The 15,897-nt window shown below is 49.2% G+C and carries 13 protein-coding genes; 2 read left to right on the top strand and 11 right to left on the bottom strand.

Features of this window, described 5'->3' with window-relative positions; genetic code table 11:
* Window positions 1–4 precede the first annotated feature (4 nt).
* Complete coding sequence (locus tag BLU97_RS09170; protein WP_074761252.1) at window positions 5–706, bottom strand: nucleotidyltransferase family protein; 702 nt, start codon at window positions 704–706, stop codon at window positions 5–7.
* 103 nt (window positions 707–809) lie between these two features.
* Window positions 810–3,761: a TonB-dependent receptor gene (locus BLU97_RS09165; protein ID WP_074761251.1), complete on the bottom strand. Its 2,952-nt coding sequence runs from the start codon at window positions 3,759–3,761 to the stop codon at window positions 810–812.
* A 156-nt stretch (window positions 3,762–3,917) separates the two neighbouring features.
* On the opposite strand from BLU97_RS09165, the gene aroB reads away from it, so the two are divergent.
* Window positions 3,918–4,967 carry a 3-dehydroquinate synthase gene (gene aroB, locus BLU97_RS09160; RefSeq protein ID WP_074761250.1) on the top strand — a complete coding sequence of 350 codons (1,050 nt, stop codon included), beginning with the start codon at window positions 3,918–3,920 and terminating at the stop codon, window positions 4,965–4,967.
* A gap of 92 nt (window positions 4,968–5,059) precedes the next feature.
* Here the strand turns inward: aroB and BLU97_RS09155 are convergent, their stop codons facing one another.
* Genes BLU97_RS09155 through BLU97_RS09115 form a run of 9 tightly spaced genes read right to left on the bottom strand, consistent with a single transcriptional unit; the run spans window position 5,060 to window position 13,996 of the window.
* Window positions 5,060–6,031: an AMP-binding protein gene (locus BLU97_RS09155; RefSeq protein ID WP_074761248.1), complete on the bottom strand. Its 972-nt coding sequence runs from the start codon at window positions 6,029–6,031 to the stop codon at window positions 5,060–5,062.
* Window positions 6,019–7,035: an o-succinylbenzoate synthase gene (menC, locus tag BLU97_RS09150; RefSeq protein ID WP_410543911.1), complete on the bottom strand. Its 1,017-nt coding sequence runs from the start codon at window positions 7,033–7,035 to the stop codon at window positions 6,019–6,021. The genes BLU97_RS09155 and menC overlap by 13 nt, the downstream gene beginning before the upstream one ends.
* Window positions 7,032–7,883: a 1,4-dihydroxy-2-naphthoyl-CoA synthase gene (gene menB, locus BLU97_RS09145; RefSeq protein ID WP_074761245.1), complete on the bottom strand. Its 852-nt coding sequence runs from the start codon at window positions 7,881–7,883 to the stop codon at window positions 7,032–7,034. The genes menC and menB overlap by 4 nt, the downstream gene beginning before the upstream one ends.
* Complete coding sequence (menD, locus tag BLU97_RS09140; protein WP_074761243.1) at window positions 7,852–9,543, bottom strand: 2-succinyl-5-enolpyruvyl-6-hydroxy-3-cyclohexene-1-carboxylic-acid synthase; 1,692 nt, start codon at window positions 9,541–9,543, stop codon at window positions 7,852–7,854. The genes menB and menD overlap by 32 nt, the downstream gene beginning before the upstream one ends.
* On the bottom strand, window positions 9,530–10,570 hold the full coding sequence (locus tag BLU97_RS09135; RefSeq protein ID WP_074761241.1) for an isochorismate synthase: 1,041 nt from the start codon (window positions 10,568–10,570) through the stop codon (window positions 9,530–9,532). Before BLU97_RS09135 ends, menD begins: the two co-directional genes overlap by 14 nt.
* A complete protein-coding gene (locus BLU97_RS09130; RefSeq protein WP_074761239.1) occupies window positions 10,570–10,983 on the bottom strand; it encodes a PaaI family thioesterase in 414 nt (137 codons plus the stop codon). Before BLU97_RS09130 ends, BLU97_RS09135 begins: the two co-directional genes overlap by 1 nt.
* Before the next feature lie 40 nt (window positions 10,984–11,023).
* Window positions 11,024–12,007 (bottom strand): ROK family protein, encoded by a 984-nt coding sequence (locus BLU97_RS09125; RefSeq protein WP_074761237.1) that lies wholly within the window; start codon window positions 12,005–12,007, stop codon window positions 11,024–11,026.
* Between the two features lie 17 nt (window positions 12,008–12,024).
* On the bottom strand, window positions 12,025–13,014 hold the full coding sequence (locus BLU97_RS09120) for an ROK family protein (RefSeq protein WP_074761235.1): 990 nt from the start codon (window positions 13,012–13,014) through the stop codon (window positions 12,025–12,027).
* Window position 13,015: 1 nt separating this feature from the next.
* A complete protein-coding gene (locus BLU97_RS09115; RefSeq protein ID WP_074761486.1) occupies window positions 13,016–13,996 on the bottom strand; it encodes an ROK family protein in 981 nt (326 codons plus the stop codon).
* 156 nt (window positions 13,997–14,152) lie between these two features.
* Between BLU97_RS09115 and lysS the strand changes: the two genes are divergently transcribed.
* Window positions 14,153–15,880, top strand: coding sequence for a lysine--tRNA ligase (lysS, locus tag BLU97_RS09110; protein WP_074761233.1), 1,728 nt, complete (start codon window positions 14,153–14,155; stop codon window positions 15,878–15,880).
* Window positions 15,881–15,897: the final 17 nt, after the last annotated feature.

Below are 15,897 nucleotides of genomic sequence, written 5' to 3'. Positions count from 1 at the left end.
TAAACTATAATGATTTGATAAATTTTTCAGCGTTGTCGAGGGTATCAAGCTTACCCACATCAAGCAGGCGCAAATCCTTAGCCTCGTAACCACGGATCAGATGGGTGCCACAGGCCTTGAGATAAAAGTCCATAATGGGGAAGCGATCGGGCCACTCATCCAACAATGGCACGAGTGATGGGTGGAACACGTGAATGCCCGAAAAAGCTAATAGCTTATCAGCTTTTTCGCCCTTAATCTGACCTGTTTCGATGTTGGTCCAGCCATGCAGGCGCATCTCGTCATCGAACATCAGATAACGCTTGGTCTGGCGCTCGCTGACTACCAGCAAGGGGGCATCCATGGGCAGCGCCTCGAGGTCGAGATTGCTCAGGATATCCACATTATGAATCAGGATGGGCTCATTAGCATCAAACAAAGGCAGCGCCTTCTTGATGCCACCACCTGTTTCGAGCAGCGCACTGGTTTCGTCGCTGATACGGATATCCAAACCAAAATTATGATTTTCCTCGAGATAGGTTACAATCTGATCGGCAAAGTGGTGAACATTTACCACAATGCGCTCATAACCAGAACGTTTAAGTTTTTGTATTACATGCCAAATGAGCGGCTGCCCCCCTACCCTCACCAGTGCCTTAGGCATGGTGTCGGTTAGTGGCTTGAGACGAGTGCCAAGCCCTGCGGCAAATATCATCGCTTGCTTCATTCGGCGCACTATGCTTTATTTGGGGTGCAAAGGTAGCACTTTTTTGGGAGATAAAAAAGAAATTGCCCCAAAAAATTTTGGAGCAATTCCGTTAATAAGTTAGTTAGAACATACGTGGGCCGCCAAAGCCGCCACCACGTGGGCCACCAAAGCCGCCACCGCCAAAGCCACCACGGCCACCACGGCCACCGCGACCACCAGGACCACCAGGACCACCAAAGCCACCCTGACGACCGGCACGGCCACCAAACAGGTTCAAGCGATAGATGACGTGAACCATGCCATAGCTGGTAACAGCGTTGTACTGGGTATCGTTACGCATCATAGCTGTGACTGTGCTCGACAGTGTGCTCTGCTGGTGCAGGATGTCGTACAGCTGCAGCGAGATGGTAAGGGGCTTACCCTTGAGGAAGCTCTGCGAAAGCTGGGCATTCCAGATAAGCTCGTTGGTGTTCATCGAGGCATCGTAGTAACCACGACGGCTCTGCATGTTCAGGTTGGTGGTAAGCGATGTGCCCCAAGGAGCTGTTACGCCCAACATACCTCCGTAGGTAAACTGCCAGGTATCAAGGTTATTACTGGTTTGCAACTCACTACGGTTGCGGTTGTAGTTGAGCGATCCGTTAAGCTCGATCTCCAACCAATCATTACGATAGCTGAAGGCCAGACGCTCCATGATGGTCTGCGATTTGGTAACAGCCTTGGCATCGCTCACACCATCATTAACAAAACCAACGTTGTGGTTGTATCCAAAGTTAGTAAATGTATTCACGTTAAAGTAGCCAGCCGAGTCGATAGCTGTATTGAACATCAAACCCACGTTGGCGTTCCAGTTACCATTCACGTTCTCAGGACGGGTCATACGTGCACCACCATCCAACAGGGTTACCTTGTTGGCGATAGAGTTAGCGGTGGTAGAGAAGTTTACGAATGTCATCACAGCACGCTGGTGCTTCTGGAAGTAATCGTTGTAGAACAAACGGAAGTTCTGGGTGAACGAAGGCTTCAGGCCTGGGTTACCTCGTGTAATGTTCAGGGGGTCGCTGTTATCTACGATATCCAGCAGGTCGCTCATAGAGGGCTGCGAGGTGTTAGCACGATAGGTGAAGCGCAACTGACCAGTCTGCGACTTCTTCCAACGGAAATCCATCGTTGGTGCAAAGTTGGTTACAGTGCGGGTGGTATCGGCATGGATACCCTTGTAGTCCTGAATAAAGTGCGACTTCTGAGGCACCATCTGCACACCAATATTAAAGGTATACGAGTTGCGAACAATACGCAGCATCATCTCAACGGTGTGGATGTAGTTCTGGTACTCAGAGTAACGGCTCTGGCTATCGTCGCGATAAGGATCGAGCGATGGGATACGACCAAACTGGCTCAGATACTCATCCCATGAGCGATAACCACCATTCCAAGCTGCCACTGGATCAATCTTACTGAAATCATAGGTACCACGATCGCTCTTCTGGAAACGATACTGGTACTGATAGCTGAACTGCAAGTAAGTGCGAGGCAGAATAGGCTCGCTATAAGTAATGCGTGCGCTATAGTTGTAGTTCTTGGTTGGGGTGATAGAATAACGATTGGTAATGGTTGTAGAATCGATAATTCCTAAGGTGTAATAGTTAATCAGGCTGTTAGAAGCCGATTTGCTGGTGCCATCGCTCCAACCAGCATTCAGCTGTACAGTGATGTTACGACCTGTATTGCTGAGACGACGGTTGAACTGCAACATACCACTTACATTCTTTGAATCGCTATACGAAACGCTGTTCTGCGTACGATTATTCTTCAGGATATCCTTCAGCTCATCCAACTGGTCGAGCGGACTAAGGATACTCTTATTGTCGAAAGGATTGGCTGTGAAGGTAGCCTCGGCACCCTCGTTATCGCCATCCTGTGAGTTATAACGGAAGTTGGGACGGAACATGATGTTGGTCATCGAGTCGGGGGTCCACTCCAAACGCATCTGGGCATTCCAGTTGTTAGAACGGGTATAGTTCTGTGTAAGACTGTTACCATACTGCGAGTTGGTGGCACCATACATGGTCATGCTGGTAACCTTTGAGAGGGCATCGCCATCGCTGTGGTTCCAACGTACACTACCATCCAGAACCAGCTTGCCTGTATTCTCGTAGTTCAGGTTGACACCTGTCATCTTATTAGCAGTAAGACCCTGGCGACCACCACCAAAACGGCCACCACCGCCACCACCTGGGAATCCCATATCGTTGGTGTTGTTGGCATTGGTCATCAGGAACACCTTCATATTGCTATTCATGATACCACCAAAGATACGACCCGAATAACGGTTCTGGGTACCTGCGGCGATATCGGCATTCATCATAAAGCCCTTGTTCATACCCTGCTTGATACCAAAGTCGAGCACTGTCTCCTCTTCGCCATCCTCGATACCTGATACACGGGCCAGGTCGCTCTGCTTGTCATAAGCCTTAATGCGGTCGATGATATTGGTAGGCAGATTCTTCATGGCAGTCTTGGTATCACCAGTCATGAACTCCTTACCATCCACCAGAATCTTCTTCACCTCCTTACCATTAATCTTAATCGTACCATCGTCGCTCACCTCGGCACCTGGCAGGCGCTTAACCAGCTCCTCAACTACCGAACCCTCGGGGGTACGGAAGGCGGCTGCATTATATACAAAGGTGTCGGCCTTCAGCGTTACCTTCGAGGCGCGCGCTGTAACAGTGGCACCCTTCAGCATGATTGCATCGGGACTCAGCGAGATGGTGCCGGCATTGTAACCCTTACCATCCTTTAATGTAAACTTCTTGGTGTAAGTTTTAAAGCCCACATAGGTAATCTTTAAGGTATATGTACCATCGCTGGGGGCTGTAACACGGAAAGCACCATCAGTGTTGGTTACACCATTGGCCACAACCTTCTCACCAGAGAGAATAGAAGCGGTGGCCTGAATAACTGCATCCTGCGTATCCTGCTCAATCACTTTACCTGAAACCACGCGCTGTGCGTGTACTGATAATACCGTTAAAGATACGGCCATCATGAATAGTAATAATCTTCTCATTGTTACTTTTTTCTATGTTTTTTTGAAAGTTTGACGCCTTTTCAAAAAAAAAGTTTAACCTATAGGCGTTTTTTTTGTTTAATTTGTTACGATTTAAAAAAATAATGTTATCTTTGCACACAATAAAAATTAAAAAGTCAACTACGGCACCAAACAATGAGCCCACAAAAAGTTGTCATATCAGACCAGCTGGATCGTACACTCGCTGAAGCTATAGCAGAGTGTGAACACGATAAGGTTTTCGTCCTGGCCGACGAGACCACAGCAGAGTTCTGTCTGCCAGTCATCGAGCAGTTCGATAGCATGGCAGGCGCTAAGCGCATCGTAATCGAGGCTACTGATACGCATAAGAACCTGGCTTCGCTGAGTCATGTATGGCAGGAACTAAGCGATGGTGGTGCTACACGTCACACCTTATTAATAAATATAGGCGGTGGCATGGTAACCGACTTAGGTGGTTTTGCGGCTTCGACTTTTAAGCGCGGCATAAACTACATTAACATCCCCACTACCCTGCTCTCGATGGTTGACGCATCGGTAGGTGGTAAGACAGGCATCAACTTCCTAGGCCTGAAAAACGAGATTGGCGTGTTTAACAATGCCAAGAGCGTGATACTGGACACTGAATTTCTGAAAACCCTGGATACTGAGAACATGCTGTCGGGTTATGCCGAGATGCTGAAACACGGTCTGATTAACGACGCAAAGATGCTGGGCGAGTTGCTCTCGTTCGATATCGAGCACCCTGATCTGGAACAGTTAAAGCGTATGGTGGCCGAATCGGTAGCTGTTAAACAACGTATCGTAACTGAAGACCCCACCGAGAAGGGCATCCGTAAGGCATTGAACTTAGGTCATACCGCAGGACACGCGTTCGAATCGTTCGCCCTGAAGCACAAGCCTGTACTGCACGGCTACGCTGTGGCATGGGGCCTGATAGTAGAATTGTACCTGAGCGCCATCAAAACGGGATTCCCCACTGACAAGATGCGCCAGACGGTGAGATTCATATTGGATCACTACGGAAAGATGAACATTACGTGCGATGATTACCCCACCCTGTTGGAGCTGATGACGCACGACAAGAAAAATATAGCTGGCATCATAAACTTCACACTGCTGGGAGGTGTAGGCGATATCCTTATCGACCAGACAGCTACGAAGGAGGAAATCTATGAGGCATTCGACTTTTATAGAGAAAGCTGATGCTGGTGACTTAACACAAACCAATTCAACTTAATAGACCTAATCATATTACTAACTAATCAGAGTAGGACTGCTCGCGAGAGTAGTCCTATTCACTTTCTAGCCAGTTCCTCGGCCTTTTTGCGGGCTGGTTTGCCTGTTTCGGTAAGCGGAATTTGGTTTACATGCAAGTATACTTTAGGTTGATGGTACTTAGGTAGCACCTGCTCGCAGATGGTCTGGGCCTCGGCTGTATCACCCTCTGTCAACAGCACCACTATCTCGCCAAACTTCTCATCCTTACGTTTACTTATAATATAAGGTACGCGCATGTACTTTTTTAAAGTTTGCTCAACCTCCTCGATCTGTATCTTGATACCACCCGAACAAATCACATTATCCTTGCGACCACGGATGCGGAACCGGCCATCGGGCTTCAGCTCCACAATATCGTTGGTGGTCAACCTCTGGGCGCAAACCTCAGGGGCATCAATCACCAGACAACCTTCGTCGGTAGTACTGAGCTTAACAGTGGCGAAAGGCGTGTACCACTCTGAGGCCTCAGGTCCGCTGATGCGTCGCAGGGCGATATGTGAGAGTGTCTCCGTCATGCCATAGGTGCTCCACACGGCATGGGGGAAAGTACGCAACTCGGCCTCCATCGCCTCATCAATCGCACCACCACCAATAATCAGATGTCGGATAGCCATCAGTCGCTCCTTCTCCTCAGGCACCTGCAACGAGTTATACACCTGCATCGGTACCATAGCGGCAAAGTTCAGTTGATAGTTGATAGTGGATAGTTGATAGTTATCGGCTAACGGGTGCCCACAGGGCTCCACTTCAATCAATCTCAGTCCTCGCTCAATCGAGCGCACCACCATCATCTTACCAGCAATATAATCGGTACTCATACACAGCAGCGCCGTATCGCCAGGCTTCAATCCCAAAAAGTCGCAGGTTATGCGGGCAGAATTCAGCATCCTGCGCTTCTCCACCAGCATACGTTTAGGCTCACCAGTACTACCACTGGTTTTCACCTCAACGTAGGCCGAATCATTATTCCACTCGTCTATAAACGCCATAGTTGATCGCCTTGAATAGTGAGGGGCATGGGAATGTTATCTGTAAACAGCTGACCAGTGCCCAAGCCCTGTGGCATGCTGATATCGTCGCCATACACACTCGAAGCAAACTGGGCAATGGCATTCAAGCCGATATTACTCTCGAGAGCCGAGGTAATCCACGAGCCGATATGCAGACTGCTAGCAATATCAATCCACTCCTTACTGCCCATCATGCCTCCATGCAACGAGGGCTTGAGGATGATATAACGGGGCTTGATAATCTCGAGCATGTGACGTTTCATCTCAGCATCGTTCACACCTATCAACTCCTCGTCGAGGGCGATAGGCAGAGGCGACTCCCTGCAGAGTTCGGCCATATAAGCCCATTGACCTTGTTTGATGGGTTGCTCGATAGAATGGATATTGTATTGCGACAGGAGTTCGAGTTTATACAGCGCCTCATCATAAGTAAAGCCACCATTGGCATCCAGTCGGAGCTCCACCTCGTGATGCGAGAAGCGATCGCGGATACGTTTCACCAAATCAAACTCCTTCTCAAAGTCGATAGCACCAATCTTCAGCTTGACACAACGGAAGCCCAATTTCAGCTTCTCCTCCATACGCTGAAGCATCTCCTCGTAGTTGCCCATCCACACCAGACCGTTGATGGGGATGCCCACCTCGCCACGGGCAAAAGCGGTATCGAAGAGTTTTTCGCCTTTCTGCAGATTCAGCCAGGCTGTTTCCAATCCGAACAGCATCGAAGGATAATCGCGCAGGGCATCGTAATCTATCTCGCCCTTGGCGCAGAATGCCTCACAAAATTCATTCAGTTTGGTCTCATACTGCTCATCAGGCATCGCATCGCAACTCAAATCGGGCAACGGTGCACACTCACCCACGCCATGCTTATCGCCATCACTCAGATGAACCAACCACAGCTTGCGGGTTAAATAAACCCCGCGAGAAGTCCCCGCGGGTTGTTTAAAATGCAATATCTTTTTTTCTATTTCAAACATCATGGCATTTTGGGGTATTTTTTGAAGTTGGGCTTGCGCTTTTCAAGGAAAGCCTTGCCACCCTCCTGAGCCTCATCCAGGAAGTAGTACAGCATGGTGCAATCGCCTGCCAACTCCTGGATACCAGCCTGACCATCCAACTCGGCATTCAGTCCAGCCTTGATCATACGCAGGGCCAAGGGCGAACGTTCCATCATAATCTCAGCCCACTCTACGCACTCGTCCTCCAGGCGCTCGATAGGCACCACCTTGTTTACCATACCCATCTCTTCGGCCTCCTTGGCTGTGTACTGGCGACAGAGGAACCAAATCTCACGCGCCTTCTTCTGACCCACGATACGTGCCAGGTACGACGAACCAAAACCAGCATCGAACGAACCAACCTTAGGACCAGTCTGACCAAAGATAGCATTCTCAGAGGCAATCGTCAGGTCACAAACCAGGTGCAGCACATGTCCACCACCAATGGCATAACCATTTACCATCGCAATAACTGGTTTGGGCAGTCTGCGAATCTGCATCTGCACATCGAGCACGCTCAAACGGGGCACACCCTCTTCATCCACATAGCCTCCACGACCCTTTACGTGCATATCGCCACCAGAGCAGAAAGCATGCTTCACATCGGCCAGAGTCTTACCCTCAGGCACCTCGCTCATGGCACCAGTCAACAATACCACACTGATATCCTGCATCTCACGACACATAGCAAAAGCCTGACTCAGCTCCCAAGTGGTCTTGGGGGTGAAGGCATTGCGATAGCGCGGACGATTAATGGTAATCTTGGCGATACCATTATACTCCTCAAACAAAATCTCCTTAAACTCTCTTATCGTTTGCCAGTTTCTCATTTTTCAAAATTTGATAATATGTTTTTACAACACGCTCGTCCTCATCGGCATCGGTAAATATCTCGAGCAATACAGGACGAGTAGATTTCTTATTTAATAAAGTGTCGACACACTGCTGCATCTCCTCCATATTGGTGGCCTTCATATAACGGATATTGTTCTGCTTACAGATGCCCTGGGCCGTGGTGTGATGCGCACCCGAAATGAAACTATCACGAACAGGACTCTGCTCCAGACCCTTCAGCATGTTAAAGATACCGCCCTTACCATTGTTCAGCACCACAATATGCAGGTTGCCATTCAGGTTCTGATTCCACAGGGCATTCTGATCGTAGAAGAAACTCAGATCACCCAATATGCACAATACCTTCTCGTCGCCAGTAACTATCGAGCAGCCTGCAGCTGTAGATAGTGAACCCTCGATACCATTCACACCACGGTTACAGAACACATAGTGCTTGGCAAAGAGATTGGCAAAACGAATAGGACTGCTGTTGCCATAATGGATATAGCGATAGATGGCCTTGCCCAGTTTATCCTCCAGATACTTGACAGCAGCCATCTGCGAATACTCGGGTTCGAACTTCATGGCACGATAAGCTGCCAGTCGGGTGGCCTGATCCCATCGGGCTTTAAAGGTAGCAGTAGAACTGATGGCCTTGAACTTGATGGCGTTCACCAGATCCTCGATCACATCGGCAGGACTACCCTCAATCACACCATACAACTGCATAGAGGTATCATGAATGCTACCATCCTCGGTAACAGCCCAGATATGACAATTCTTCAGGCCACGCAACCATTTCTTGATACGTTTGCTAACCAGCGTATCGCCTAAGTAAAGCACAAAGTCGGGTTGGTAAGCGGGATTGTCGCCCAGCACATGTATCACCTCATCGAAATTGGTGCCACCCCTACCCACACTCAGCGCCTCATGTACCACCACAGCACACTGCGAGAGCATGAACAGTTCCTGAGGAATCAGGTCTTCGGTAGACATCTGACCAATAACCACCATGGGTTTCTTGGCCTCGGCAAACTGGCCTGCGCACTCTAACGATATCAAAGCCGCATTGCTACGTGGCGTGAGCAACTGGATGACACGCTCCTTGGGCAACTCTTCGACATTATACTCGAACAGAGGCTCGGAGATAGGCACGTTGATGTGTACAGGACCACAACCATGATGGCGTGTCTCGTTCATGGCCTCGTTAACCAGGCGGTTGCAGTACCAATGCAACTCATCGTCATACACCTCGGGCAGATTAACAGCCTTTTTTACAAAGCGCCCCAAAGCATCGGGCTGAGGTAGCGTCTGCCCATCCAACTGATCGATCCATTGTGTAGGACGATCGGCAGATATCACCACCAATGGCATATGCTGATAATAAGCCTCGGCCACTGCTGGGGCTACGTTCAACAAAGCCGTACCACTGGTTACACATACGACTACGGGGCGATGAACCACCTGTGCGATACCTAAAGCATAGAATCCCGCACTGCGTTCATCTGTAACTGGATAGCACTCGATATCTGGACACTCATTCAGGTTGTGTACAATAGCCGAATTACGACTACCAGGACAAACCACTGCGTATCTAACGCCATGTTCTACCAACAAACTTGTCAGTATGTTTACGTTCTGCTTACTGCTGTACATATAATAGTTTTTTCATTGTTTCCATTTTCGCTTCAGTTTCCAACCACTCCTGCTCTTCAACGCTGTCTTTCAACAGTCCGCCGCCAGCATAGAGATGACACACATCGCCATCGATATTCATACATCTTAGCGACACATAGAGATGGGTATCCTCCTGTGCAACAGGTCCCATAAACCCACTGTAGTATCGGCGTGGGGTATGCTCGTTCTTTACTATAAACTTAAAAGCCTCGCGCTTAGGCAGTCCGCACACAGCTGGTGTGGGGTGCAAGACTTGTAACAAATCGCCAATTTTATTGTTGTCGGCCAACTTAAAGGTAAAGTCACTCCTCAGGTGTACCAGGTTTGCAGCTCGTACTGTACGAGGTCCCTCCTCACGGAAATCGCCAGTAAACTGCTCCAGGCATTCGGTAATATAAGTGGCCACAATGCGCTGCTCCTGAATATTCTTGGTACTCCAGGTCAGCGTTTCGCCCTCGCCATCCAACTGGTCGCCTTCCAGTTTCATGGTTCCTGCCAAAGCGATGGTTCGCCAATCGGTCCCATGCCCATCCAACAGGATCTCTGGCGTGGCAGTTAACCAGCAACCGCTTTTCTCAGTATCCACCAATGCGATAAATAGGCGGGGATAAAGCTGACAGGCACGATAGAACAAATCGATAGGTTTAACACCCTTGGGCATCTGTTCATCGGCACAGCGTGCCAACACTATCTTGCGGAACTTATCAGTCTCTAACTGCGAGTGATAGTTCGCAAAGTCAACCTTATAATAGTTCGACATATCGCTTGGCAACCTGTTTTTACCATCATCAGCAGTTAGTTGCTCGTTGCTCAAAGCAATCGTCTCTGTTTTTCCTTGTATCAATACCACGGGCTGATCGGCCTTCACCTCGAAGGGGGCCACAACAAAACCCTGTTTACCATTCAACTCTGTCAGCGAATGCAATTCCATGGGTTCACCTACCGATTGGGTAATCAGTGTGGCGTGGTCTTCATGGGGTAATCTGTAAATAGCGTATGCTGACATTATTTCTTCTGCTTAATAACATAGTTAGTAACTCGCACATTTGATATCAGATCGCCTGCAGTGTCTTTGATATCCACATTCCACACATGCAACGTCTTACCCTTGTGCAACATCTTTGCGAAGGCAGTTACCGTGTCGCCTTCAACCACAGCTTTCACATGGCTCCCACTAACCTCGATGCCCACACAGGCGCATCCAGGACAAAGAGCCGACGACGCCACCCCGGCCACATTCTCGGCCAGAGCCAACGAAGCGCCACCACTCAAAAAACCGAATGGCTGGCGATTTCGCTCATCAACTTTCATTTTTGCCAAACAAGTATCAACCTCGGGAGTAGAAATAAATTCCATCCCGAGGGCTGTACTTAAATTCGGCTTTGCGTTAATAATCTCTACTATCTTCTCTACGTTCACTCTGAATTTTTTAATTCTTAAATTTTTGAATTTTTACATTTTATTTAAACAGCGAGTACTCTGGTACACTCCAGGCCAGGGCACTGGCACCAAGCACATCGCGTTCTCTATCTTCAAGTTTCGAAACAAGAATCTTAACCTTGCCCCGCAAATTTCCAAATACATGCTCCTCGAACGCCTGGTAGGTTGGTTCGAGCAACCATTTACCAGCATGCGAGATACCACCCGTCAGGATGATGGCCTCGGGGTCAACAAGCGATGCATAGTTGGCCAAGCCCAAACCCAACATTTCACCAGTACGGCGGTACACCTCGATAGCCATTTCGTCGCCCTGGTCGCAGCACTCCTTGATGGTACGTGGTGATAACTTCTCCAGATTGCGCATCAGTGTAGGCGCATCGCTCTCGGTCATCAGTTCCTTGGCTGTATTCACAATACCTGCGGCACCAACGTACGACTCCAAGCAACCTGTATGACCGCAACCACAAGCACGACCATTTCTATTAACTATACAAGTGTGTCCAAACTCGCCAGCATAACCATTATGACCAGTATGATCGTCACCTGCAGAGAAGAAACAGCTGCCTATGCCAACACCCAGACTGAGAATAATGAAATTCTTCATACCATGGGCACAGCCAAAGGTAAACTCGCCAAGAGCCGACACGTGGGCATCGTTCGACAAACCTACAGCCAAGCCAATGCGGTCGCGCAGCATAGCACTCAGAGGTACGATACCCTTCCAAGGCAGGTTGGCAGCATTCTCGATACAGCCCGAAACCGAACTGGCACTGGGCGAACTAACACCGATAGAACGAATGGTTTCGTAACCGCCATTAGCCTCAACCAGATTCACAATCTTATCGCTTAAGGCAGTCACAAAGTTGTTCACATCCGAATAGCCGCTGGTAAGGAACGATTCCTCAGCGATAATATTACCGCGGATGTCCACAATGGCATAGGTGGTCAGTTCATTACTGATGTCGACACCTACAACTTTCGTTTTAATCTTGTACTCCTCCATAGATATAGGTCTAGTTATTATTTAAACAACGAATATTCCTTCACATCCCATGCCAAAGCGCTGGCGCCAAGCACATCACGCTCGCCTTCCTTCAGAATCGACACCAGGATACGGGTCTTATTCTTGATGTTATGGAAAACGTGCTCCTCGAACGAGGCACGCATGGGTTTCAACAGCCACTTACCTGCCTGCGTCATATCGCCTGTCAGGATAATAGCCTCAGGGTTCAACACTGATGCATAGTTGGCCATACCCAATCCCAATATCTCGCCAGTCTTACGGAATACCTCGATGGCCACTTTATCACCTTTATAACAACAGTCAGCAATCGTCTTGATGCTCAGCTCCTGCTGCTCACTCAGCAATGTGGGCTCCTTACTGGCAGCAATCAGCTCTTCGGCAGTCTTAATCAAGCCCTTCTCCGAGCAATAAGCCTCCAAACAGCCTTTGTTACCACAACCACACTGCCTGCCGTTCAACTCTACACAAGTATGACCCAGTTCGCCAGCAAAGCCATTAAAGCCCAGATGGGGCTGACCGTTTGAGAAGAAGCAGCTGCCCAGTCCACCATGACTGATGGACACCACCACGAAATCCTTCATGCCGTGCGCACTTCCGTACGATTTCTCACTCAGTGCCGTGATATGCGCATCGTTAGCCACTGCCACAGCCAGTCCTAACTGGTCTCTCAGCATTGCTCCCAGAGGTATCACACCCTTCCAAGGCAGATTGGCCGCATTCTCAATGCAACCTGTTACCGCACTGGCACTAGGCGCACTCACGCCCACGGAACGTATAGCCTCATATCCGCCATTCTCCTCCATCAGTGCTATCACCTTCTCGCAGAGGGCGGCCACAAAGTCGTTCACATCATGATAGTCGGTCGTCAGAAAGTAGTCTTGCGCAACTATCTCTCCCCTGATGTCCACCACGGCAAAAGTCGTGCGGTCCACCCGGATGTCTATACCCACTACACGGGTTTTGATTTGATCAATAGTCTCTGTCATATCATTTAAATAATGAATATTCCCTTACTTCCCATGCCAGGATACTGGCGCCCAGCACGTCGTTTTCCACCTTGTCCTCATCCGACACCAGAAACTGGGTCTTGCCACAGGTGTTATGGAACACATAGCGGTCGAACACCTCCTTAGCCGGATCCAGCAACCAGTGACCCGCTTTCGAGATACGACCTGTAAAGATGAAAGCCTCAGGGTCCACCATCGAGGCATAGTTAGCCAAGCCCATGCCCAGCAACTCGCCCGTTCGGCGATACACCTCTATGGCCAGCGCGTCGCCCTGTTCGCAGCACGCTGTAATCCGCTGTGGCGTCAGATCCTCCACATCCCTCATCAACGAGGGTGCCGCCGTTTGTGCCATCAGCTCCTCAGCAGTAGCCAGAATGCCCTTTTGGGCCACATAAGCCTCCAGGCACCCCTTGTTGCCACAGCCGCACCGCCTACCGCCATTGACGATACACGTATGACCGATCTCACCGGCAAATCCACCATTACCCTGATGAATCATGCCATTCGAGAACAAGCAACTACCAAGACCACTGCCCATCGTAAGCACCACAAAGTCGCGCATACCTCTGGCCAGTCCGTAGGTATGTTCGCCCAAGGCTCTCACAGCAGCGTTGTTAGCCACAGCCACAGCAAACCCCGTACGGTCTCTCAGCATCGCCCCCAATGGGATGACACCCTTCCAAGGCAGGTTAGGCGCATTCTCAATACAGCCGGTCATGAAGTTAGCGCTGTGTGCACTGATGCCCACCGAACGTATGCTTTCAAAGCCACCATTGTGCTCCACCATATCCTGAATGTGCTCACTCAAGGCCGATACAAAATGGTTTAAATCGGGATAATCCAATGTCGGGAAACTCTCCATCACGACCACATTACCCTTCACGTCAACAATGGCGTAAGTGGTGGCTTCAAGACTGATGTCAATCCCGATGACCCTTTTCTTGATTGTTTCTTGTTCCATCAAAGTGTTCTCAGTTATCAGCCACAAATATATACTTTTTTTAGAGACTGAGCAAATCTTTCTCACTTTTTTTGCAAATATTTACTCGAATCTTGCATTTTTCGAGAAATTTCCGTAACTTTGCAGCCATAAAATTGAAATATTCGAATATTAAAGATGAACATTTTAGAGTTAAGCGAACAAGAAATCGGAAGGCGTCAGAGCCTTCAGGAACTGCGCTCGATGGGCATCGATCCCTATCCTGCAGCTGAGTTCCCAACAAATGCATTCAGCACAGAAATTAAGGAGAATTTCAAGGACGATGAGGATCGTGAGGTCGTTATCGCAGGTCGTATGATGAGCCGTCGTGTCATGGGTAAGGCATCTTTTGCCGAGCTTCAGGACTCAAAGGGCCGTATCCAGGTGTACATCACCCGCGATGATATCTGCCCAGGCGAAAACAAGGACCTATATAATAATGTATTCAAGCGTTTGCTCGATATTGGCGATTTCATCGGTGTTAAGGGTAAGGTATTCCGCACCCAGACTGGTGAGATTTCTGTACATGCCTCAGAGCTTACACTGCTTTCAAAGAGCCTTAAGCCACTGCCTATCGTGAAGTACAAGGATGGTGTGGCCTACGATAAGTTTGATGATCCCGAGTTGCGTTATCGCCAGCGTTATGTCGACCTGGTAGTTAACGAGGGCGTAAAGGATACCTTCCTGAAGCGTGCAACAATCATCCGCACCATGCGTAGCATTCTCGATAACGCTGGTTATACCGAGGTTGACACTCCTATCCTGCAGAGCATCGCAGGTGGTGCTTCAGCCCGTCCATTCATCACTCACTTCAATGCCCTGAATCAGGACATGTACATGCGTATCGCCACCGAGCTTTACCTCAAGCGTCTTATCGTAGGAGGTTTCGAGGGTGTTTATGAGATGGGTAAGAACTTCCGTAACGAGGGTATGGACAAGACCCACAACCCTGAGTTCACCTGCATGGAGCTCTACGTGAGCTATAAGGACCTGCTGTGGGGTATGACCTTCACCGAGAAGATGCTCGAGGAGATCTGTACAGCCGTAAACGGCAAGCCCGAGGTTGAGATCGATGGTAAGGTTATCTCATTCAAGGCACCATTCCGTCGCTTGCCTATCCTCGATGCTATCAAGGAGAAGACTGGTTTCGACTGCGATGGCAAGACCGAAGACGAGATTCGTGCATTCTGTCTCTCTAAGGGCATGGATGTAGACGAGACCATGGGTAAGGGTAAGCTTATCGACGAGCTCTTTGGTGAGTTCTGCGAGGGAACCTTCATCCAGCCAACCTTCATTACCGACTATCCTGTTGAGATGTCACCACTTACCAAGATGCATCGTTCTAAGCCCGGTCTCACTGAGCGTTTCGAGCTGATGGTTAATGGTAAGGAGCTGGCAAACGCATATTCAGAGTTGAACGATCCTATCGACCAGGAAGAACGTTTCATCGAGCAGATGAAGCTTGCCGATAAGGGCGACGACGAGGCTATGATTATCGATCACGACTTCCTGCGTGCCCTCCAGTATGGTATGCCTCCTACATTCGGTATTGGTATCGGTATCGACCGTCTGGTTATGCTGATGACTGGTAAGTTTGCTATTGGCGAGGTGATGCTGTTCCCACAGATGAAGCCTGAGAAGAAGATTCCTCAGTCGTCAGTAGCCGAGTGGGCCGAGATTGGTGTACCCGAGGATATCGTTCCTGTACTCCGCAAGGCTGGTTTCAACCTGATCACAAACATCAAGGACGAGAAGCCTCAGGGTCTGCAGCAGAAGATTGGTGAGATCTTCAAGAAATACAAGCTCGAACTCCAGAAGCCTTCAGTTGATGAAGTAGCCGCCTGGATCGAGAAGGCGCAAGCCTAATGGTCAATGATCAATGT

The organism is Xylanibacter ruminicola (assembly GCF_900107775.1).
GTDB classification, from domain to species: Bacteria; Bacteroidota; Bacteroidia; order Bacteroidales; family Bacteroidaceae; genus Prevotella; species Prevotella ruminicola_C.
Note: the sequence above shows the minus strand (reverse complement) of the source record. Positions and strands in the feature narration are given on the sequence as shown.